This is a genomic window from Synechococcus sp. R55.2 (assembly GCF_047462075.1).
In the GTDB taxonomy this organism is placed as follows: domain Bacteria; phylum Cyanobacteriota; class Cyanobacteriia; order Thermostichales; family Thermostichaceae; genus Thermostichus.
Genome location: NZ_JANSIH010000104.1, coordinates 1 through 1,005, shown reverse-complemented (window position 1 = coordinate 1,005; position 1,005 = coordinate 1). Strand labels below are relative to the sequence as shown.

The window sequence follows — 1,005 nt, the reverse complement described above, 5'->3', positions numbered from 1 at the left end:
CAAGCTCTCCATCCTCAGCCCGTAGAAAACGGTGGAAGGGGCAGTAGCCGGCATTGCCGCCAGCATGGCCCTGGCCGTGGCCGGAGCCCACGCCCTGAGCTGGCCCTGGAGCTGGCTGAGCGGCAGCGTGTTGGGGTTTTTGATCGGGTTGACCAGCCTGCTGGGCGACCTGACCGAATCGCTGATGAAGCGAGATGCCGGCGTCAAAGATTCCGGGGATCTGATCCCGGGCCACGGCGGCATCTTGGATCGGGGAGACAGTTATGTGTTCACCGCACCACTGGTGTTTTACTTCATGGAATGGCTCAACGCTTACTCTGGCCTCTAGGGCCGTTTCGTAAGCCTGCCAAAACCCAAGAACGCACACCAGTTACAGGTGCAGGAGATCCTCAATTCAAAATGGCCTGGCACTCGGGACTCTCTAAAAACACCTCTCGCGAAATGGAGTCTCCGAAGTATCCCAGAGGCGTGACCACTATTCTTGGCTGCTTCAGGCGAAACTCAGTCTCGTCGTAAACCACCAGTTGGCTGATACCGAAAATGGGATCTGCCGCCACCTGGAGAATACGGGCCTTCCGCTGGATAACTTGGGGGGTCTCTACCTCCAGTTCAGAAGGGGTCAGGAGGCGATCCAAACCGAAGAATAGCCGTCCACTTCGACCCACATAAATCTCCTCTGAGTCATCGAACTTCTCTGTACCCACAAAGCAAAAGCTATAGGTGGTGTATGGGATGAAATACAGGCCTACCAACTGGGATTGGCTATTAGACTGAGAGGGGGTTCGCTCGAAGTACGAAAGCAACAAATCTGCTAACAACTGGGGCGCGGATTGGTTATCAGACTGAGAGTAGGTGTAGGAACCCAAACTCAAGCAAGCCTCAAAACCTACCAAAGAGCCTAGATGAGATACCCCCTGACAAATCAGGATGTCACCATCTAAGCTCTCCTGGTCCTGTTGCGCCAAGGCAGGGATCCCAGGGGATAGAGCCATCAGAGCCATCAGG

At 55.0% G+C, this 1,005-nt stretch carries 1 protein-coding gene and 1 pseudogene; one reads left to right on the top strand and one right to left on the bottom strand.

All coding sequences use genetic code 11. The annotated features are described in order from the left end of the window. Window positions 1-328, top strand: a pseudogene (locus tag NW838_RS03870) (phosphatidate cytidylyltransferase); the annotation flags it as partial. 61 nt (window positions 329-389) lie between these two features. Here the strand turns inward: NW838_RS03870 and NW838_RS03865 are convergent. Next, a partial coding sequence (locus NW838_RS03865) for a hypothetical protein (protein ID WP_414427524.1) occupies window positions 390-1,005 on the bottom strand: 616 nt, incomplete at its 5' end.